This is a genomic window from Methanobrevibacter ruminantium M1 (assembly GCF_000024185.1).
In the GTDB taxonomy this organism is placed as follows: domain Archaea; phylum Methanobacteriota; class Methanobacteria; order Methanobacteriales; family Methanobacteriaceae; genus Methanobrevibacter; species Methanobrevibacter ruminantium.
Genome location: NC_013790.1, coordinates 2764356 through 2784948 on the forward strand (window position 1 = coordinate 2764356; position 20593 = coordinate 2784948).

General features: G+C 33.8%; 17 protein-coding genes. 7 read left to right on the forward strand and 10 right to left on the reverse strand.

What is annotated here, in order from left to right; genetic code table 11:
• Nucleotides 1-11: 11 nt before the first annotated feature.
• The 5 genes from argS to hcp all read right to left on the reverse strand — a co-directional run bounded on the left by argS (nucleotide 12) and on the right by hcp (nucleotide 7020).
• Complete coding sequence (argS, locus tag MRU_RS10650) at nucleotides 12-1733, reverse strand: arginine--tRNA ligase (protein ID WP_012956915.1); 1722 nt, start codon at nucleotides 1731-1733, stop codon at nucleotides 12-14.
• 277 nt (nucleotides 1734-2010) lie between these two features.
• Complete coding sequence (locus MRU_RS10655; RefSeq protein WP_012956916.1) at nucleotides 2011-2424, reverse strand: signal peptidase I; 414 nt, start codon at nucleotides 2422-2424, stop codon at nucleotides 2011-2013.
• Between the two features lie 458 nt (nucleotides 2425-2882).
• Nucleotides 2883-4538 carry a dihydroxy-acid dehydratase gene (gene ilvD / locus MRU_RS10660; protein ID WP_012956917.1) on the reverse strand — a complete coding sequence of 552 codons (1656 nt, stop codon included), beginning with the start codon at nucleotides 4536-4538 and terminating at the stop codon, nucleotides 2883-2885.
• Between the two features lie 272 nt (nucleotides 4539-4810).
• Nucleotides 4811-5140 (reverse strand): cupin domain-containing protein, encoded by a 330-nt coding sequence (locus tag MRU_RS10665; RefSeq protein ID WP_048812534.1) that lies wholly within the window; start codon nucleotides 5138-5140, stop codon nucleotides 4811-4813.
• Nucleotides 5141-5721: 581 nt separating this feature from the next.
• Entirely contained in the window at nucleotides 5722-7020 is a 1299-nt protein-coding gene (hcp, locus tag MRU_RS10670) for a hydroxylamine reductase (protein WP_012956919.1), read from the reverse strand.
• 380 nt (nucleotides 7021-7400) lie between these two features.
• Here hcp and MRU_RS10675 point away from each other — a divergent pair, with 380 nt between their 5' ends.
• A complete protein-coding gene (locus MRU_RS10675) occupies nucleotides 7401-8195 on the forward strand; it encodes a TrmB family transcriptional regulator (RefSeq protein ID WP_012956920.1) in 795 nt (264 codons plus the stop codon).
• A 114-nt stretch (nucleotides 8196-8309) separates the two neighbouring features.
• Here MRU_RS10675 and MRU_RS10680 read toward each other — a convergent pair whose 3' ends face one another.
• The 4 genes from MRU_RS10680 to MRU_RS10695 form a co-directional block, all read right to left on the reverse strand.
• Nucleotides 8310-9062, reverse strand: coding sequence for a hypothetical protein (locus tag MRU_RS10680; RefSeq protein WP_048812535.1), 753 nt, complete (start codon nucleotides 9060-9062; stop codon nucleotides 8310-8312).
• A gap of 527 nt (nucleotides 9063-9589) precedes the next feature.
• Nucleotides 9590-9988 carry a hypothetical protein gene (locus MRU_RS10685; RefSeq protein WP_012956922.1) on the reverse strand — a complete coding sequence of 133 codons (399 nt, stop codon included), beginning with the start codon at nucleotides 9986-9988 and terminating at the stop codon, nucleotides 9590-9592.
• 418 nt (nucleotides 9989-10406) lie between these two features.
• The gene (locus MRU_RS10690) at nucleotides 10407-11183 is read right to left on the reverse strand and encodes a hypothetical protein (protein ID WP_012956923.1); all 777 of its coding nucleotides are present in this window, start codon (nucleotides 11181-11183) and stop codon (nucleotides 10407-10409) included.
• 466 nt (nucleotides 11184-11649) lie between these two features.
• A complete protein-coding gene (locus MRU_RS10695; protein ID WP_012956924.1) occupies nucleotides 11650-12738 on the reverse strand; it encodes a glycosyltransferase in 1089 nt (362 codons plus the stop codon).
• A gap of 339 nt (nucleotides 12739-13077) precedes the next feature.
• Between MRU_RS10695 and MRU_RS10700 the strand changes: the two genes are divergently transcribed.
• From MRU_RS10700 to MRU_RS10725, 6 genes are all read left to right on the forward strand, one after another.
• A complete protein-coding gene (locus tag MRU_RS10700) occupies nucleotides 13078-13536 on the forward strand; it encodes a ribonuclease domain-containing protein (protein ID WP_012956925.1) in 459 nt (152 codons plus the stop codon).
• A gap of 100 nt (nucleotides 13537-13636) precedes the next feature.
• Nucleotides 13637-13939, forward strand: a complete 303-nt coding sequence (locus MRU_RS10705; protein ID WP_227717038.1) for a barstar family protein — start codon at nucleotides 13637-13639, stop codon at nucleotides 13937-13939.
• A 377-nt stretch (nucleotides 13940-14316) separates the two neighbouring features.
• On the forward strand, nucleotides 14317-16143 hold the full coding sequence (locus MRU_RS10710; protein WP_012956927.1) for a threonine--tRNA ligase: 1827 nt from the start codon (nucleotides 14317-14319) through the stop codon (nucleotides 16141-16143).
• A gap of 191 nt (nucleotides 16144-16334) precedes the next feature.
• Nucleotides 16335-17375: a YeiH family protein gene (locus MRU_RS10715; RefSeq protein ID WP_012956928.1), complete on the forward strand. Its 1041-nt coding sequence runs from the start codon at nucleotides 16335-16337 to the stop codon at nucleotides 17373-17375.
• Nucleotides 17376-17645: 270 nt separating this feature from the next.
• Entirely contained in the window at nucleotides 17646-18884 is a 1239-nt protein-coding gene (locus MRU_RS10720; protein WP_012956929.1) for a bifunctional 5,6,7,8-tetrahydromethanopterin hydro-lyase/3-hexulose-6-phosphate synthase, read from the forward strand.
• A 174-nt stretch (nucleotides 18885-19058) separates the two neighbouring features.
• A complete protein-coding gene (locus MRU_RS10725) occupies nucleotides 19059-19373 on the forward strand; it encodes a zinc ribbon domain-containing protein (protein WP_012956930.1) in 315 nt (104 codons plus the stop codon).
• A 148-nt stretch (nucleotides 19374-19521) separates the two neighbouring features.
• On the opposite strand, the gene MRU_RS10730 is transcribed toward MRU_RS10725, so the two are convergent.
• Nucleotides 19522-20535 (reverse strand): hypothetical protein, encoded by a 1014-nt coding sequence (locus tag MRU_RS10730; RefSeq protein WP_012956931.1) that lies wholly within the window; start codon nucleotides 20533-20535, stop codon nucleotides 19522-19524.
• Nucleotides 20536-20593 lie beyond the last annotated feature (58 nt).

Genomic DNA, 20593 nt, shown 5'->3' on the forward strand with positions numbered 1-20593 from the left:
GAAAAGTTTGGCTACATCATATCAGGCGCACTCACACCTAAAAGGTCAAGAGCATTCCTAAGAGTGATTCTAGACTTTTCAACCAAAAGAAGCCTTGCATTTTCCACATCAGAGCCAATTACCTGCTCTGCCTTATAGAACCTATTGAATGCGCTAGCCAAGTCCTGACAGTATTGAGCAATAGGATGGACCCTTCTAATCTTAGCAGAGTCTTCCACAAGACTTGGGAATTTTGCAATCAACTTAACAAGCTCCTTCTCGTTTTCATCCAAGGACCAAGTATCCTCAACAGTCAAGTCAGCTAAATCAATGCCCTTTTCCTCTTGAGCCTTCTTAAGCAATTTGCATGCTCTTGCATGGGCATATTGAATTGAAGCGCATCCTCTCTCAAAGCTTAAGGCCTCATCCCACTTGAATGTTATGTGCTTTTCAGGAGAGAGCCTTGCAATGTAATATCTGATTGCGCCGATACCAATCTCTTCAGCAATCTTATCGATAGTTTCCTTATCAAGGTCCGGTCTGCGAGAAATAATCTCTTCAGTTGCCCTTCTAACAGCCTCATCCATAAGCTCATCCACAGAGATGAAGACTCCTCTTCTTGTGGACATGGAACCTTCAGGCAAGGTAATGAACTCATAGAAAATGACTTCAATCTTATCGCTGTTTGGCTCGATTTCCTCAAGAATCTCAAGTGCAAGCTCCACCTGCCTTGCTGCAAGCTTATGGTCAGAGCCGAATATGTCAATGATCTTGTCACAGTTTTTAGACTTATAAATGTGATAAGCAATGTCCCTTGTAGAGTAAAGGGAAGTTCCATCTGCCCTTCTAAGGACTAGCTCCTTAGGAATGTCGAATTCGCTTAAGTCAAGGTATAAAACCTCTTCCTGCCTTGCATATCCAATGTCATAAAGCTCTTGGGTAAGGTTGTCTACAATGCCAGTTCTAACGAACTGTCCTTCCCATACAAAGGCGTCATGCTTTACATTCATTCTCTTCAAGGTTTCCTTTACACCTTCAAGGCAGCTGTTGACAGCATATTCAAACTTCTCATCAAGCTCGCTTGGACCGCCTTCATATTTGCGGATAGTTGCATCAACGCCATCGTTCAAGCTTTCATCTTCCTTAATCATTTGGTTTACCTTGAAGTAAAGCTCTCCCACCTTGTGGTCAATCTTGGAAGCTGGCTGGTCCTCAAGCTTCAATCCAAGCTCTTCCATACCATATACAATCATGGCCAACTGCCTTCCCATATCATTGACATAATATTGGGTATCCACATTATATCCTGCCTTTGTAAGCAATCTCCTTAATGAATCTCCGATTACAGAGTTTCTGATATGACCAATATGCAACGGACCGTTAGGGTTTGCAGAGGTGTGTTCCAATATGATCTTCTCATCTACTGCAGCCAATTGACCATAATCCTCATCAACAGAGTCCAATAGCTGCTTTGCAAAGATGTCATGATTAATGAAGAAGTTTACATAAGGACCTGTAGCTTCCACCCTTTCAAAAATCTCTGGAAGCTCGATTTTTTCAACCACTTCAGGAGCAATTAAATTAGGAGCCTTGCGAAGCAATTTAGCTAATTGGAATGAAATTGTACTTGCCAAATCACCTAATTCAGGATTAGGAGGAAACTCCAATTTAATTTCCTCATCAAATTCACAGTCAAACTGGTCGACTGCCTTTCTTAAAGCCTCTTCAGCTTCAGTCTTTATTTTAAAATACATCTAAACACCAAACATTTAATAAATATTATAAATTAGTCAGCATTAAAAAATGCAATACAAATACTGCTTTTAAACAATATGCTAAAAATGCAATATAAAAGTAAGTTTCTAGCAATTCAAATAAGAATAAATTTCATTTTAAAATAAGCATCAAAAAACAATTTCTTGAAAAAAATTTTAATTAAAATAATTAAAATAACGACTAATTAAACCAACAGTTAATTTAAAAAACATCATTTTAATTATTTATAAAATTAAAATAAACAAAGAATATTAATTAAAGACCTTTAACCCATAAAGTGATATATCCTATTTTAGGAATTACCAATGGTTGGCCATTAATTGTAATGACTCTATCTGTAATCTGCTCTGGAGTCACCCAATAAGGGTCCGATTTATTGTTATTATCTCCCTTTATCTCAAAGCAGGTAGTTCCATTGATCTCTGCAGTGTTTATAACCCTATGGATAACTGGGCTGTCATACCAAGCGGCATTATAAACAACTATATCCCCTACTTGAACATCGTGAGGGTCGAATTCATGTATTCCAAATAAATTAGCTTTTTGAAGTACTACAATATCTCCTCTATACATAACAGGTTCCATACTACCTGAGACAACTACATTTAAGTGTTGTGCGGCAATAAGAACAATTATGATAAGGATGAGATAAATAGCAATTTCTTTCATATCTATTTCCAAAAATAACACCTTACTTATTCTTAAATATTAAAATAAACATTAATTATTAAATAAATTATTAAATAAAATTCAAATAGCTTATCATCTTATTGAAAAACTTATTGAAAAAAATTCAAATAGCTTATCATCTTATTGAATAACTTATTGAAATAAATTATTTAAAAATTATATAAATTGAATGATCAGTATCAAAAATATTGAAAAAACAATCAATATATAATATAAATATTATCTTTGATAAGATATTTAAATTTAATCTTCAAGCTTTTTGGCCTTCGGCCAAAAACCTTGACCAAAAATTTTTTTTATACCTGTTGTCAACTAGACTAAAAAGAGGGTTATGTATAAACTGAAAAAGTCTATGTATAACTAGAGAGTATGTAAAAGATAAAAAAGAATGAATAAAAAAGAGTTAATAAAAATAATGAAAAATTAAGGGGATGGAACTATCTTAAGATAGCTCCTTCGTCTGCTGAGGATACGGAACGTCTGTAGATGTTAAGCCATCCTTTTACCTTCTTTTCTGGTAGGTCGGCTTTCTCTATTCTTTCTTTGATTTCCTCATCAGATAGCTCTACGCTTAAATTTCCATTTGCTATGTCTATTTCAATTATGTCTCCGTCCTTAAGGGCTGCAATAGGACCTCCGCTCATTGCTTCAGGAGATACGTGGCCTATGCAAGGGCCTCTTGTTCCACCTGAAAAGCGTCCGTCTGTGATTAGTCCTACATTCTTTATTCCCATTCCCATAATTGCTGAGGTAGGGTTAAGCATCTCCCTCATTCCAGGGCCTCCCTTAGGTCCTTCGCATCTTATTACAAGGATGTCTCCTTCCTTAAGCTGATGGTCGAATATTGCTTCCACAGCTTCCTCTTCGCTGTTGTAGACCTTAGCCGGTCCCTTAAGATGCATAAGATCCTCTGGAACTGCTGCAGACTTTACGATTGAGCCGTTAGGAGCAAGGTTTCCCTTGAGTACAGTAAGTCCGCCTGCTTCGTGGATTGGGTCGTCTAAAGTGTGTATAACGCCATTTCCTGTGACACTTGCATCCTTTAGGTTTTCTTCTAGGGTTTTTCCTGTACAGGTCATGACTGAAGTGTCTAATTTAGAGGAGATTGTCTTTAAGACAGCTGGGATTCCTCCGTCGTTATGGAGGTCTGCCATAGTGTCCTGGCCAGCTGGAGATAGAAGTGCAATATGTGCAACCTTATCGCTTATCTGGTCAAATAGGTCCAAATCTGCATGGACTCCCTTCTCCTCCAATTCATATGCGATGGCTGGAATATGCAGTGCAGTGTTGCTGCTTCCTCCAAGGGCCATGTCCATTGCAATTGCATTCTCAAAGGCTTCCTGTGTCATGATCTGGGATGGCCTTAAGTCTTCCTTTACCATTTCAACAATTCTCTTTCCTGTTTCTATTGCCAATTTCTTCTTTTCCTCTGAGAGGGCGAGTGTTGTTGCACAGTATGGAAGGCTCATTCCAAGGGTTTCGGTAATGCAGGCCATGGTGTTTGCTGTAAATAGGCCTGAACAGCTTCCAGCACCTGAGCAGGCACAGGATTCCAATTCAAAAAGCTCATCTTCAGTGATTTTTCCTGATGAGAGTTCGCCGACAGCCTCAAACACAGTTATTAGGTCTGCATTCTTTCCTTTGTAAGTGCTTGGAGCCATAGGACCTCCTGTTAGGAATATTGATGGAATGTCAAGCCTTGCAGCTGCCATAAGCATTCCTGGAACTACCTTGTCACAGCTAGGCATGAGGACAAGTCCGTCAAAGCAATGACCCATGGTCATGCTCTCGACAGTGCTTACAACGATTTCCCTTGAGGCAAGTGAGTATTTCATTCCGTCATGGTTCATGGCGATTCCGTCACAGATGGCCATGGTGTCAAATTCAAATGGAATAGCTCCAGCTTCTCTTATTCCTTCCTTTACATAGTCGACAAGTTCCCTAAGGTGAATATGACCAGGTACGATGTCTGTATAGCTGTTTGCTATTCCGATGAATGGCTTGTCAAAATCATTATCATTAAGTCCGCAAGCACGAAGAAGTGATCTGTGAGGTGCTCTTTGAACTCCTTTTTTTATATTATCGCTATTCATAATATCATTCCAATTTGTTAATTATAAGAATAATTTGATTTCGAATATTTATTCTCCTTACAATAATTTTAGTAAGTAATGTTTATTAAAGTTATAATTTTTATTGAAAAATAGATTGGAAAAAGAACGATTGATGTAATGAAAAAGTAAAAATAGACAAGAAGAAATGATTGAATTAATGAAAAAGTAAAAAGAGATTAAAATAAGAATTAAATGAAAAATTAAAAAATAATAAATTAATATTAAATAGGATCCAGTTATTATAAAAAGACCTAATCTGATTTAATCATGGTTAAGACCATTTTATACGGCATGTTAACTGCTTGCAAGGCATGTGGGACATTAGCAGGCATGATTATCATTTCGCCTTTTTTGACTGTATGAGGCTCACCTGCAAGGGTGATTTCAGCTTCTCCATCCACTATTTGAACCATGGCATCAAAAGGAGCGCTATGTTCGCTTAATCCTTGGCCTTGGTCAAATGCAAATAGGGTTACAGTTCCAAGCTCTTTTTTTATAATTTCCATGCTTACAACAGAGTCTTTTTGATATTGAATCATATCTTCTACATTTATTGGAGTTCCTTTAATATCCATAGAAATATCTCCTTAAAAATAATTTAAATTAATCAATAAAAATGATCTAGAAAATCTAGAAAAAATATCTAGGAAAATAATCTAGAAAGAAGATTTAGAAAAATATCGGGAAAAAATGAGAAAACAATATACAAGAAATAAAAAATAGCAAGTGACAAATCTAAGTTTTAAGATTTAAGTACCAGAATAACAGGCAATTAACTTTAAAATTTTAATAGAAGTATTAATGGAAGTTTTAAAAAAGGGGGTGAACTAATATTATTCAAATGCGAAACCCATTAAACCAGCAAAAAATCCTAAAACCTAAATTGTAATTATATTTTTATAACTCATATGTAATTAAGTTAACTATTTTTTTCCGATAATTTTATAAAAATTTAATGATTTCGCCATATGATGAATCAATAATTGAAAATATCTTGACTTCATCATAGACTCAACATTAATTTAATTATTCAATGACTCATCATTTTATGACTCATCATCAATAAATATTCAATGACTTATCACTTATTCGTCATCAAATATATAAAAATATATATCTATTTTCTTATTATTAATTATTTGCATATAAGTAATACTGCAAATTAACCCATAACCTTTTTAATGTCCTCCTTAGGGGTTGATATTGGAGTGAGATTGAAGTTTTCAACCAAAACATTCAATATGTCATCATTTGCCCATGCAGGAAGAACCGGTCCTATGAACATGTCAGTCTTTCCAAGATATAGCAATGTCCAAAGGATTGCAGCAGCCTTCTGTTCCATCCAGCTTAAGACAATTGTTAAAGGCAAGTCATTAAGCTCCATCTCAAAGAGCTCGCATAATGCTACTGCAAGCTCGATTGCTACAATTGCATCATTACACTGGCCTAAGTCCAATAATCTAGGAATTCCTTCAATGTCTCCCAATTCAAGATTGTTGAAGCGGAACTTATTGCAAGCTAAGGTCAATACTATGCAGTCTTCTGGAACATTCTCTACAAACTCTCTGTAATAGCTCATTCTTGGGTTTGGACTGTCACATCCTGCTACAAGGAAGAATCTTTTTATCTTGCCCTCAAGTACCAATTCCTTGATTTTAGGTGCAAGGGACAGTATTGTGCTTAATCCGAAACCTGTGCTAATGGTGGAGAGCTCTTCCGCTTCAAGTCCTCCCAATTCGATTGCCTTGTCAATCAAAGGCTTGAAGTCATAATCCTCAATTACCTGTGCACCTGGAATCTTTACTATGTCCATGGTGAATAATCTGTCAGCATAAGCGTCTTTAGGAGGCAATACGCAGTTGGTTGTTCCTAAGATGGCTACATTGTAATCAGCAAAGACTTTCCTTTGGTCAATCCAGGAGCCTCCTAGCTGACCGGCAAGGGATTCGTATTTTGCAAGCTCAGGGTATCCGTGGGCAGGAAGCATTTCACTGTGGGTGTATACCTTTACGTCAGTCCCTTCGCACTGTTTTAAAAGCTCTTCCAATGCCTTTAGGTCGTGGCCGGTTACAAGTATTCCCGGTCCTTCTTGAGCCCCTACCTTTACTTCAGCTGGCACTGGCTCACCGAAGTTTTCAATGTGGGCTTCCTTAAGCATCTTCATAACCTTAAAGTTGGCTTCACCGGAATCAAGGGCCAATTGGACAAGGTCGCCGATATCAAAGTTGACATTGGTTAGGGTAGTGTATAGCCCTTTTGTAAGGAATTCGTCTACAGATTCGTCGCTTACTCCTAACTCCTTACAGTGATAATTGTAAGCTGATATTCCTTTCATTGAAAAGATCAAATTATCCTGAAGTCTTGCAACAGTTGCGTTCTTTCCGCAAACTCCTGCATTTGTACAAGCACTGCCTCTGGCAGTTTGGCTGCATTGATAACAAAACATGTTGAAATCACTCATTTAACACACATCCTTTTCTTTTTAATGGAATTTTATAAGAGATTCTTATCTATTGGTCAATTAAGACAATAAAAATTTCTATAAAATAACCCAGTTCTTTCAATTTTTCAAGAAAAGTAAATAGCATTATAATATCAACATAGAATTATTAAAATTTAATAAAAAGGCCTAATTATAAGAATTATAATAATCTAAGCTTGTGATAAGCTTAAAACTATATGAAATATTTTTAATAACTATTTAATTCCTATGTAATTAAAGATATTTTAGAATTTGTATATAAAGATTTTGTAACTAGTTAAGGGTGAAAAGTAACAAAATATTTTTATAAAACAACTGAAATAATAGAATATAATTAGGACAATTTGGTTAGGGATTTTATGGAGAATATTATCGAATCATTGGAGAAGTTCGGCCTTACAAGGTATGAGGCAAAGGCATATATAGGAATGACAAACATCATAAGCGGAAAGGCTGAGGACATTGCCAAGGCCTCCGAGATACCGCGATCAAAGATCTATTCCACATTAAAGGAACTGGACAAGAAGGGATTCATTACAATAACCCATACAAGGCCAATCGAATATAAGGTTGTCCCTCCAAGGGAAGTCTACAAAAGGAAAAAGGAGGAATTGATTAAAGAGCTGGAAGACTCAGAGGAAAAGCTGGATGAGATATACAACAGCCAAATATCTGAAGTACAGGCTCCTATCTGGCTTATAAAAACAAGCAAGAACATAATCAATAAAGAAGTTGAGATTGTAAAGAAGACAAGAAAATCATTGAACATGAGGGTTGGATTCCTCCTTGAAGGGGAAGGTGAGGAGCTTATCAAGGCATTCAATTCAATTCCAAGAAACATACCGATCAAGATACTTGCAAGCCCATACTGCTATATAAATCAGGAAAGGATTGATATCATTGAACTGTTTGAAAGTGCAAGGCTTGAAAACCTTGAAATCATAAAGGCAGACATTCCTTTTGTTAAGATAATTATTAGGGATGAAAAGGAGCTATTCAGGACAATTGTAAAGTTTACAGGAAAGGAAAAGTCTGTATTGCCTGAGACTGCTGTAGGTGTATTGAATCAATATTCAGACATCTGCAAGAACTTTGATGAGCGTTTTGTTAATCAGTTTAATAGGATTAAGGCAAAAAAGAGTAGTATGAATTAAAAAAAAATAAGAGCATATTATTAATAAATATAAACTTTAGTGGAATAGATACCTATCTCCCAACTAAAGAAATAGCAAGTTTATTATTTTTTGCAAGGATAAACAAATGCCTTATTAAACTATTTTATAAAGAATAATAGAAATGCAAGATAAAATTAAAATAGATAGTAAAAAATAAATAAAAGTGCCTTTCTTTGTTCTAATATCAAAAGGCAAAATCTTATCCCAATAATCCGGACAAAAAATTAAAATTGTTTCTATCAAAGTAATGATTATTAAGCCTAATGCTAAAAAATTGAACTTTGAAAAAAACACGATTTTAAACATGACAAGAAAAGGAATAAATAAAGAAACACATCCAAATAAGTAAAACCAAATAGGGGAGTATCCTATAAGCTTGTCTGAATTTTTAGATATTACCTTGCTTTTTTCATTAAAAATATCTCTCCTGAAAAACATTATCCATAGAGGCAATAACCATGCCAAGGCAAATGAAAAAAATGCCCAAAAAGGACCGATGAAAATAGCGATGCTTAACCAAAAACTAAAAGCTCCTAAACTTAAGCACAATAAGTTTACTATAACTCCCTCATAACTCAATAAAACAGGATTTTCAGAAACTAACATATTAAAATAATTGGTATAAATCGAATGTAATGAAATATTTAATCCTAAAAAGAGCATTAAAAGCTCAAAAGAGATTAAAAGAGGGAAAAATAAATTAGGGCTTGCTAAAGTAATGAATGATATAAATAATAAGGAAAAAACACTCATTAGAATAAACAATAAAATCCCTTGAATAACTCTCTCTTTAGGGTTTAATAAAAATGTATTAGTATTTAATATATTAAATAAATAGTTTAACATCATACCACCTAAAATTCATCGAACATTCCACTGCCATAAGCTGTTAACACTGTATCAACACCAACAAGGCAAGTCCAGGCAAACCAGTAGGAAGAGCAATCATACCTACTTCAAACAATAAGCCGCCTATGACACTTGCGATTAATTTAGGATTGGTGAAAAGATAAAATTATCGAAAATAGAAATTATAATTAAAACACAAAAATAATTACAAAAGTAAAAATTAATAAAATTATTACTGAAAACCTATAAATTTTAGATTTATTTGAAAATCATCTGGAATTATATGAATAACCCCTATCGAAAATAAAAATGAAATTAAAAGAATTAATAAAGATTCACTTTTCATAAATATCCCACTAAGCTTTTAAAATAAAAACATGAAAAATAATTGCTAATAAAATCAAGATAATTACTATATATATCCTTTGAATTCTTTTATTCTCATCAAGTTGTAAAAATTTCTTATAATAAAAAGAAATTATAAAAAATATAAATAAAAATATGAATAAGAAAATATTATTCATTTAACCACCATTGATTGAATTTTCTATAGCAAGAATTACACTATTTTCCACATAAGCCCAAATAACAGTTGAAATCTTAGCATTTCCTTTACCTAATGACTCATCCATTATTGTTTTTCCATAGGCTTTAATTGATGGTACAAATCCTGTAACTAGTTTTTCTTGAACTTCTTTATAGAGAACCCCTCTTGCAAGTCCTTCACTAGCACCTAATCCTATAAAGTTAAGCCCCATGGATAATCCGAAGTTTAATTGATTTTCCGGCTTTGCATAACCTGGATGATCTGTTCCTAAATCATCGAACATTCCACTGCCATAAGCTGTTAACACAGTACCAAGCCCCAACAAGGCAAGTCCAGGCAAACCAGTAGGAAGAGCAATCATACCTGCTTCAAACAATAGAGCTCTATAATACTAGCCACTTATTATACTATTTTATAATTAAAAAGATTTGAAAAAGTACCAAAAAATTAAAAACAATAAGAGAACTATAATTAATTTTAATATATTTTCAGATAATTTAAAGTTATCTGATAAGAAATATGGAATAACAAGAGCCAATAGAAATATAACAAAGCCAATAAGTATTAGTAAACTATTCATCAAATCACCTAGCAGGAATTAACTGATAAATATTTTAAAATATTTTAATTACTGAATGCAATCATTAATATCAGAACTGTTATTAAGAAATATATAACTAATAAAAATTTGCTTTGATTTTTACTTAGCCTATTAGTTACAGTAGCTTTTGAAGCATAAAAACGCAAAATAAAAAATAATGCAAACAATAATAACATCAAAAAATATTTAAATTTCATCTTACACCCCATTTAAGGAAAGTGTCAAATAAGATATTTTGCAAAATATTATCAAAATAACTTTTAGCAACACCTGCTAAAACACCATTATCATCATAAAATGTCTCTTTAATTATTGTTTTTCCATAGGCTTTAATAGATGGCACGAATCCTACTACTAGTTTTTCTTGAACTTCATTGTATAAAACTCCCCTAAGAAAACCTTCACTACCACCTAAGCCTAAAAAGTTCAGTGTCATTGATAATCCGAAGTTTAATTGATTTTCCGGCTTTGCATATCCTGGATGATCTGTTCCTAAATCATCGAACATTCCACTGCCATAAGCTGTTAACACTGTACCAAGCCCCAACAAGGCAAGTCCAGGCAAACCAGTAGGAAGAGCAATCATACCTGCTTCAAACAAAAGTCCGCCGACAACACTTGCAACTAATTTAGGATCAGACAAATAGGAGACTATTGCTGTGAAATTAATATCCGAATCATTTACCAAAGATATTATCCAATTAGATAAACAATTTATATCATAGTAGGATGAGTTTACTATGCTTTTTAGATTGGAAATTATTGTGGAGTTTTTTAGGAAATTGAAGGTTCCTAAATCCATGCCTCCATTCAAATAGTTATTTTCCAATATGTCAGATGATATTAAACTTGCAACACTTCCATCTGGGCCAAATATCAATTTAGAGGAGTTGTCTGCTAATTCGAATATTATTGTTCCATTGCCCTGTGAACATTGGAAGTCTCCACCTTTGAATATTGCTTTTAACAATTCGCCAACTGCACAGGTACTTGAGTCGGATCCTGCTAGTTTTATGATTTGTTTAAAGTAGTTATTCCTGAACCTGCATAACTATAAGCAAATTTATATAACTTATTGTTTTTATAGATGCCTATCCTTAATAAATACTAAAAATAGATATGAGTAGTTTATTATATATAAATTTAACTATAAGTCATATAAATTTATTATTTTAAAAAAATAAAACGAAACCATAAGTTATAAGCAAAATAAATAAAAAATATTCAGAAAATATATTGATAACTGAATAAAAAAATATGAAACAAAAATAGAAATGAAGATTATTCAAAAGAAGAATTAATTATTGGACAATGCAAAATAAAATATATTGAAAAAAATCTTAAGAAGCAGGGAAAAAGAATAAATTTTATAAAAACTTAAAGAAAAAGAGTTGATTTAAAATTAAATATTTTTAAAAAAGTAATTTATAGCAAGCCTATTTAAAAGATTTTTCAACAATATCTGCTATATTGTCCCCTACACTTAAAATGGCTTCCTTATAGGTAGCTGTATTTTTAGCATAGTCATCATAGTTGTCCACCACATCAAATATGGCCTCATCAAGGTCTTCCAAGTCACATTCAATGGTAGCTCCCTTGAATATTGAAACCATATCATGATAGCGTCCGTATTTCACCCTTTTAAGAATGACCACCGGCAGATTGCACACCATGGCCTCATGGAGCATAAGGCCGTCATTTGTCAATACTGCAAGGTCTGCAAGATGAAGAAGATCATTTACCCAGTCTATAAAGCCTACATTGATTATCTTAGTTTCATCAATATACTTATAAAACTCCTCTTCTAGAGGATCTCCACATAAGACCAAGTTGAATCTGTCACTGTATTTTGAAAACTGGTCAATTGCCTGGGCAGTCTTTTCAAATAGGCTGGAACCTGATGAGAATACAATTGTTTGCTTAGACGGGTCAAACTCCATTGCATCTGGGTTTTTCTTCTTAAGTTCACTGCAATGTTCATTTAACTTATCAAGGGCCTTTTTCTTATCCCCAAGACTAATGTTGTCATTTACAGGCAAGAAGGACTTTACCATCCTATCTGGAATATTAGGCTCTAAAAACAGATTGTTTTCAGGAAGAATTATTGGAGTTCCAATCTTTCCGCATATCTTAGTGTCCAAAGGAGTGATTAAAAGGCTTACAGAAGGGGTTCGGGTTATCTTTGCAGCAAGAGCACCTATGATGGCTCCCCCTCCAAGGATTCCAAGGACCAGATCGAATTTCTTTTCCTTGATTAGGCTTCTTGTTTTAAATAGAGCCTTAACAGAACGTGTTGCAGCGTTTACAGTTGTCTTAAGAGTGGCAGAATGGCCTCCAGCCTGTGGAATGATAACCTTATTCCATTCCATATTGTTCTTTTTAAACAATATACCTGGTGCGGATTCATCCAATGCTATCTCACACTCCATTCCTCGTTTGGTAAGGGCATTGTAAACATTCAATGCAATTCCGGCATCTCCGCCTAATCCTCTGCCTGTTACAATAATCAAAACTTTCTTAGCCACAAAGATTCCTCAAAAAAGATTAGAATAAATTAATCCTTAGTTTTAAAAAAATAAATAATAAAATTTGTACTATATAATTTATATTCATAATATTTTATATACTTTAAGAAAAATTAATTGAATTAAGACAATATTTTAAAGATTTAGAACCAACACTTAAAAAATTTTATAAAAAATAAAAGATAAAGTAAGATTATCTAAATAAGATTTTGATTAAACTTTTTCTAAAAGTTTAAAATAATTATTATCTAATAAGATTTAAGAAAAGAATTTTGATCAAACTTTTTCTAAAAGTTTGGAATTTTAATCAGGCTTTTCTAAAAGTTTGAAGGTGATAGAATGAAAAACTGGAAAATAATTGGATTAATATTAATCATCCTTCTTGCTGTCGTTTCAGTTAGCGGCTGCATTGGTGATGACTCTTCATCTGATACCACATCAATCAGTGCAGATGCCCTTAATATTACAGAAGATGGAACCTACGACTCCAAGGAAGAGGTTGCAGCCTATATAGATGAATATCACAAACTTCCTTCCAACTACATTACCAAAAGTGAGGCAAAGGCTCTCGGATGGCATGGAGGCAGCGTTGAAAAGTATGCACCTGGAAAATGCATAGGAGGAGACATATTCTCCAATCGTCAATCAATTCTTCCTATAGGCCATGAATACAAGGAATGCGATATAGACACTCTTGGAGCTGACAGCAGAGGCCCTAAAAGAATAGTCTTCTCTACAGACGACTATGAGGTTTACTATACCGGAGACCACTATGCAAGCTTTGAGCACTTGACTTAAAGCTTTAGAAGTTCAAGTTTAACAAGGTTAAAATCGATTATTTGTACTTTAAATAAAGATCAAATAAGATTTTAACTTTATACCTATTTTAATGATTAATATGACAAATAAGCTAATAGAAAAACGACGAGAGAGAAAAAGACTTAAAAAGATAGTGGATAATATGAATGAGATAGTTTTATTTGGAGAGGATATGAAAGAAGATCCTCATAAATACATTAAAGAGACTTTGGATTTCCCAGATTATTATGGGGAAAACTTGGATGCTCTATTTGACTGTCTAAGCGAGGTTTATAATAAGACAATTATTATAAAGGACAGTGTATTGGTGGATGAAGATATAATTCAGACATTCGTTGATGCCAATGATGAAAATCCAGATATGGACTTGATTTTAGATTAGGCTGGTTTAAAAGTCTAAAATAATTTAGAATCCTTTAATGATTCTAAAATAACTTAAATTAAATCATTAAGCAAAAATGCCTAAGATGACTTAAATTAAATCATTTTAGACAAAAATCCTAAAATTAATTATTTAATACACCTAATATTTCACTGCTTTAAACATTTATTTTTAAGAACCTATAAAAATAATGAAATTTTTTATTATATTAAAAGTCTAAAAAACTCTAATTTTAACAATAATTAAATAAGATAAAAAATAAACTTATAATATTATAATGTATCCAAATTATGATTCATAGACCCATATAATTTTAAAGATACCTTATTAATCATAAAACTTATTAAAATTCTTTAAAATAAAAAACTGGTGAAAAAATGAGAGTATTGCTTATTCACTCTGATTATATAAAATATCAAGTAAAAAACAAAACTCCAGTGGCTGAAGAGATTGAAGAGGCTAAAGAATCAAATGCCTTCGAAGAGGCTTTGGTTGTCTTTACAGCTGTTGAAAAGGAAGATGAGAAAAATCCTAATGCAGTTGTCAAGAACTTAGTTGCTGAAGTTAAAAAAACAAATGAAGAAGTAAATGCTGAAAGGATTGTATTGTATCCATACGCTCACCTTTCCTCATCCTTAAGCGGCCCTAAAGTAGGGGTTCAGGTATTGAAAGACGCTGAAGCTGCCCTTAAGGAAGAAGGATTCGAAGTGTTCAGAGTTCCATTCGGCTGGTATAAGGCATTTGAACTTTCCTGTAAAGGACACCCATTATCCGAACTTTCAAGGACCATCGGTGCTGAAGAGGAAGCTGAAGAAGAGGAAGAAGAGAAAAAACCATCCAAATGGCTTATCTTTGATGATGGGGAAACAATCGAACCTAAGGAATACAATTACCAAAGCAAAGACCTTGAAAAATTAGTTGCATATGAGCTCGGCGAAGGGGCTTCAGACGAAGGAGAGCCTCCACATGTCAAGATCATGAGGGAAAAGGAGCTATGTGACTATGAAATCGCATCTGACATAGGTAACCTCAAATGGTATCCTAAGGGCAGATTGGTCCGTGACTTGCTTGCTGACTATGTATACAACTTCGTTGTAGACTTAGGTGCAATGCCTATCGAAACCCCTATCTTCTATGACCTTGCAAACGATGCAATCAGGGAACATGCAGCAAAGTTCGGAGAAAGACAATATAAGACTGCAACCAAAAAGGACCTTATGCTCAGATTCGCATGCTGTTTCGGTGCATTCAGAGTTTTAGGAGACTCTTTCCTTACCTGGAAAAACTTGCCTGCAAAGGTTTATGAACTCTCCACCTACAGTTTCAGATTTGAAAAAAGAGGGGAAGTTGTAGGTCTTAAAAGATTAAGGGCATTCACCATGCCTGATATGCACAGCTTCTGTGCAGACATGCCACAAGCATTAGAGGAATTCGACGCTCAAGTTGACATGTGTGTCCAGACTGGAGTAGACCTTGACGTAAACTATGAGGCAATCTTCAGGGCAACTGAAGACTTCTATGAGGAAAACAAGGAATGGATGGAAGCAACAGCAAAAAGAATCGGCAAGCCATTGCTTTTAGAAATCTTACCAGAACGTAAGCATTACTGGTCCTGCAAAATCGACTTTGCGGCTATCGACTACCTTGGCAGACCTATTGAAAACCCTACCGTACAGATTGATGTAGAAAGCGGTAAAAGATTTGGCATCGAATATATCGATGAAGAGGAAAATCCTCAAAACCCTATAATATTGCACTGCTCACCGACTGGAAGTGTTGAAAGGGTTATCTGCAGTTTGCTTGAAAACACTGCAAAAGAGGATGGAAAGGCTCCAATGCTACCTACCTGGCTCTCTCCATCACAAGTCAGAATCTTGCCTATAGGAGAAAAGCATCTTGAATATGCTAACCAATTGGCTGATAAGATTGCAGCGGAAAACATCCGTGTAGATCTTGACAACAGCGATGACAGGGTCGGTAAGAAAATAAGAAGCGCTTCCAAGGAATGGGTCCCTTACATAATTGTAATTGGAGACAAGGAAGTTGAAAATGATGTCTACTCTGTAACCGTTAGGGAAAGCGGTGAAAAGGTAGACATGACTGCTGAAGAGTTAATTGCAGAAGTCAAGGCAAAAACCGAAGGCATGCCATTTAGAAGACTTCCATTACCTAGAAACACAGCAGAAAGAATTAATTTTAAATAAGTTGATTAATTTCAACTTATCTTTTTCTTTTTTTAAAAAAAATCGATTTAAAAATAAACAATCAATCGTATTTTAAAAATCAGTTAAAAATAAAAACAAGCTATTTTTCTTTTTAATAAATTAATTAGTTTATGTATGGGCCCTATATTTTATAAGCAAAAATCATATTTTATTTAATAAAGAGAGATATAATGTTAAATTTAAATAAAAAAACTATCATTGGAGTAATCCTTTGTTTTATTCTTGCAATTCCTTCATTTTTGCTAGGAAATCTTTTTCCAATAATTGGAGGGCCTATCATTGCCATTTTACTTGGAATGATAATTGCAAGCTTTTGGAAAGATAAGGGAAGCGCTGAAGAGGGAATAAACTTCACCTCAAAGTACATACTTCAGCTTGCAGTCGTATTCTTAGGATTCGGCCTTAACCTAGGGGTCATAGTCGCAACAGGAATCCAATCCCTTCCAATCATCATTGGAACAATATCCATAGCCCTTATCGTTGCCTATATAATGATGAAAGTCCTTAAGATGGAGAGAAACTCTGCAATACTCATTGGTGTGGGATCTTCCATTTGCGGAGGCTCTGCAATAGCTGCTACAGCCCCTGTAATAGGTGCAAATGATGAGGAAGTTGCCCAATCAATTTCAATAATATTTTTCTTCAATGTCATAGCTGCAATTATATTTCCAATGCTTGGTAGAATGCTAGGCTTTTCTACAGTGAATGGAGATGCATTTGGCATATTTGCTGGAACTGCGATAAATGACACTTCCTCAGTAACTGCAGCTGCAGCTACATGGGACAATATGTGGGGACTTGGTTCAGCAACCCTCGATAAGGCAGCTACAGTCAAATTAACCAGAACACTTGCAATCATTCCAATAACACTTGCATTATCCTATATAATAGGAAAGAAAGATAATGGAGAAAAAAGTAATGAAGAAGGATTCAGCTTAAAAAGAGCATTTCCAACATTCATAGCATTCTTTATTTTAGCTTCAATCATAACAACAGTTGCAGTTTTTCTTGGTGTGGATGCAAGCCTATTCATTCCAATGAAAGAAATAAGCAAATTCCTGATTGTCATGGCAATGCTTGCAATCGGCCTAAACAGCGATATTGTAAAACTTGTTAGGACAGGTGGAAAACCATTGCTGCTTGGTGCAAGCTGTTGGATAGCGATTACCATTGTAAGCTTGATTTTACAGCATTTATTAGGAATTTGGTAATCTTTCCATTCTTTTTTTTTACTGTACGATATGCACTAAGATTTTATTATTACTTTTTTAAGCAAGTGAATTAAATTCCAATCAATTACTTAACTATATATTAGATTAAAATCATAAATTATAATTGTATAAATAATTACTATATTAAGAAATTGATTGTATTTTTGATTTTTAATTAGATTTTTCATAATATTGTAATATTTAAGAATAATTATTGAAAATAATGATTATTACTTTAATTAATTTTTTCCTTGATTGGAGGATATAAAAATGGTAAAAAAAGACGATACAATGTTTATAGGTGAAGCTCTTATCGGAGACGGAGACGAATTAGCACACGTTGACTTACTTATCGGCAGAAAAGATGGTCCTGTAGGAAACGCTTTTGCTAATGGATTAAGCCAATTATCAGTTGGACACACTCCATTGCTCAGTGTAATCAGACCTAACTTAATGACCAAACCTGCTACAATCATCATCCCTAAAGTCACTGTAGGTGACTTGGATGATGCAAGCAAAATCTTTGGACCAGCACAAACCGCTGTAGGAAGAGCAGTGGCAGATGCTGTGGAAGAAGGAATCATTCCTAAAAACAAGGCAGAGGAATGGGTAATTAACGCAAGTGTACTCATTAGCCCAGCTGCTGAAGATTACAGAAAAATTTACCAATACAACTATGCTGCAACAAAGCTTGCAATTAAAAGAGCATTGGACGGATATCCAGACATGAAAAAAGTATTATACGAAAAAGATCGTGGAACCCACGCCATTATGGGATTCAAGGCTATCAAGCTTTACGAACCACCTTACTTGCAAGTTGCACTTGACCTTGACAATGAAGAGGCTATGGCAAGAATCATCAAGCAACTTCCTAACAGAGAAAGAATCCTTCTTGAAGCAGGAACTCCTCTTGTTAAGAAATTCGGTGTTGGAATTGTCGGCAAAATCAGAGAATTGGCACCAAGCGCATTCATCATTGCTGACCTTAAGACCTTGGATGTAGGAAGGGTTGAAGTCAAGATGGCAGCAGATGAAACCGCTGATGCAGTTGCTATCTCTGGTCTTGGTACCATTGAATCAATTGAAAAGGCAATCCACGAAACCAGAAAACAAGGCATCTACTCTATCCTTGATATGATGAATGTAGACAACTTCACTGAAAAGCTACAACAAATCAACAAGGACTTAATGCCAGACATTGTTCTATTGCACAGAAATGTTGACCTTGAAAGTAAGCTTAGAGCAGAAGGCAAGAACCTTGATGACATAAGTGCTTGGGGTAATATCAAAGAAATTAAAGAAATTACCGGCGGCCTTGCTGCTGTTGCAGGAGGAATCACTCCTGAAAAGGCAGAAGAAGCATTTGAAAAAGGTGCAGATATCATCATTGCAGGCAGATACATCATTGGCTCTGGAGACCCAAGAAGAGCTGCAGAAGACTTCTTAGCTCATATGCCTGTAGATCCAAACCACATGAGAGTGGTTATGGAAGATGACGAACAAATTTAAATAATAATTTTTAAAAGGACTTAAGCTAATTAGATTTATCTAATTAGCTATTTTTTTTAAATGATTATTTTTATCTCATCATATAAGAATAGTTTTTATACAAACAAACAATATTTAATTAAAAAATTATCCTATAGGAATTAATCAATAAATTAAACCAAAAAAGGTGAAAATATGGGATTTTGTAACTCATGTGGAAGACCAATGGGAAGAAATGATTATGGAACCAATGAAGACGGCAGTCCAAATCAAGACTACTGCAAAGACTGTTTCCAAAATGGAGAATTTACAGAACCAGATATAACCATAAATGAAATGATTATTAGAAATGCAGAAAGAATGCTTAGAAGAAACAGAGACTTGCGTGAAGAGGAAGCCACTGGAATTCTATGCAATTTCTTGCCTAACTTAAAAAGATGGAATCCTAATCCTGATGATGAAATAGAAGATGAGGATGAACCTGTAAGAGGCTACAGAGGAGGATTCTAATTAAAAAAAGATTTTTTATAAAAATTGAATTTTTATTAAAAATTTATTAAAAAGTCTAAAAATAAGCTAAAAAAACTAAATAAGCAAAAATTTTTATTAAAAATTTATTAAAAAGTCTAAAAATAAGTTAAAAAACAAAACAAGCAAATTATTCTAATCTTGCAATGAAAGCTTTAAATTTCTCAAGTAAGCTTCTATAATGAATTACTTTAACTTTTTCATTATATAAGTTTTCTTGAGCTTCTTCATATTTTCTAAGCAAAACTATATATTCTCTTTGGAGTTCTATATAATCAGAATAGTCAAAACTTACGCTGCTTTTTACATCACTAATTAAAACTTCACTATCTTCATCAACTGTAGAACTCAATAAATGATTATTGTTTATATTTAAACCATTATTATATCCATAAAGATTATTGTTATCATATCCATTGCCATTTAAGCCATTGCCCAAACCATTATTGTCTAAACCATTATTATACCCATTACCATTCAAACCATTGCCATTATTAAATCCATTTAGGCCATTGCCTAAACCGTTATTTAATTCATTATTGTTCAATTCATTAGTTAAATTGTTTAAATTATCGTTTAGCTCTGCATTGATAGTGTTTAAGTTATCAATTTCACCATTTAATGAATCAACCTTATTATTCAATGAATTGACATACTCATTTAAATCTTCAATGATGAAGTTTTTATTATCCAATTGGTCTTTCAAATTAACAATGGTAAGCTTACTTTCTTCAAGCTGATCTCTTAAATTAGAACAGTCTTCTTTTAAAATGAGTAATTTTTTATTGGATTTATCCAATTCCAATTTACTGTCATCCAATTCCAAAGTAAAGGATTCAAGTTTAGAACTATTTGAATATAATTCCTGTCTGGCTTCATCCAAAGAATAATTCAGATTTTTAATATCTTCAGATTGCATGGCATTGAACAATTCCATTGCTGAAATCAGTTCCTCATTATCCTGAATTTCATCAAATTGATTCTTGGATAAAATAAATACTTCCTCTTTATCGTCAAAGACATTGTCGGATTTTGGTATTGTTACCTGAACCTGTTCAGTTTTATAGGTCTTTTTAGTACCATCCTTTAAGGTTCTATTATAAGACCTGAAATATTTTTTAACAATACCTTTTACAAAATCCATACTAACACCAGATTGATAAATTGAAATATATTTAAAGGAAAAATTCGAAAATTTTCCA

Bases quoted from the DNA above. Each gene is read 5' to 3' on its own strand.
- MRU_RS10680 (WP_048812535.1), bottom strand. From the start codon at position 9,062: ATGTTAAACTATTTATTTAATATATTAAATACTAATACATTTTTATTA.
- MRU_RS10675 (WP_012956920.1), top strand. From the start codon at position 7,401: ATGGAGAATATTATCGAATCATTGGAGAAGTTCGGCCTTACAAGGTAT.
- hcp (WP_012956919.1), bottom strand. From the start codon at position 7,020: ATGAGTGATTTCAACATGTTTTGTTATCAATGCAGCCAAACTGCCAGA.
- MRU_RS10720 (WP_012956929.1), top strand. From the start codon at position 17,646: ATGGTAAAAAAAGACGATACAATGTTTATAGGTGAAGCTCTTATCGGA.
- argS (WP_012956915.1), bottom strand. From the start codon at position 1,733: ATGTATTTTAAAATAAAGACTGAAGCTGAAGAGGCTTTAAGAAAGGCA.
- MRU_RS10710 (WP_012956927.1), top strand. From the start codon at position 14,317: ATGAGAGTATTGCTTATTCACTCTGATTATATAAAATATCAAGTAAAA.
- MRU_RS10655 (WP_012956916.1), bottom strand. From the start codon at position 2,424: ATGAAAGAAATTGCTATTTATCTCATCCTTATCATAATTGTTCTTATT.
- MRU_RS10725 (WP_012956930.1), top strand. From the start codon at position 19,059: ATGGGATTTTGTAACTCATGTGGAAGACCAATGGGAAGAAATGATTAT.
- MRU_RS10730 (WP_012956931.1), bottom strand. From the start codon at position 20,535: ATGGATTTTGTAAAAGGTATTGTTAAAAAATATTTCAGGTCTTATAAT.
- ilvD (WP_012956917.1), bottom strand. From the start codon at position 4,538: ATGAATAGCGATAATATAAAAAAAGGAGTTCAAAGAGCACCTCACAGA.
- MRU_RS10705 (WP_227717038.1), top strand. From the start codon at position 13,637: ATGACAAATAAGCTAATAGAAAAACGACGAGAGAGAAAAAGACTTAAA.
- MRU_RS10715 (WP_012956928.1), top strand. From the start codon at position 16,335: ATGTTAAATTTAAATAAAAAAACTATCATTGGAGTAATCCTTTGTTTT.
- MRU_RS10700 (WP_012956925.1), top strand. From the start codon at position 13,078: ATGAAAAACTGGAAAATAATTGGATTAATATTAATCATCCTTCTTGCT.